Origin of the sequence: Paraburkholderia sp. SIMBA_027, assembly GCF_046535315.1 — a bacterium.
GTDB lineage: Bacteria > Pseudomonadota > Gammaproteobacteria > Burkholderiales > Burkholderiaceae > Paraburkholderia > Paraburkholderia tropica.
This window is the reverse complement of sequence record NZ_JAWRWY010000240.1, coordinates 1-337: the sequence shown is the minus strand read 5'-3', so window position 1 is coordinate 337 and position 337 is coordinate 1. Positions and strand designations below refer to the sequence as shown.

Below are 337 nucleotides of genomic sequence, written 5' to 3'. Positions count from 1 at the left end.
TATTTTTATCCTACAATTACCAAATAAATCATATTAAGGGTTTTATGTAACCGAAAGACCGCCGAACGAAAACCGCACAAAAGGCGCAACTATACGCCTTTTAATAAATAAAATCTTTTCCGGTCGATATTTTTTTTGTTTGTAGCGTCAAAATCCATTCTTTTAAATCTTCTAAATCAAATCCGTTATCATTCAATTTTTCCGGAAACTTTTCCGGATTCATATACCAATCAATCATTTTTTTCTCAGCTTTCTTTATGTCACCAAAGGAAAAGATATGGACCTTTTTAATATTCCCATTGGGTTCGCGGACTGATCTTCTTAAATATAAATAAAC

1 protein-coding gene is annotated in these 337 nt (G+C 31.8%); it reads right to left on the bottom strand.

The features are described from left to right. Positions 1-100: 100 nt before the first annotated feature. Positions 101-337 (bottom strand): hypothetical protein (locus SB764_RS38940; protein ID WP_410866603.1); only part of this gene is annotated, 237 nt, incomplete at its 5' end.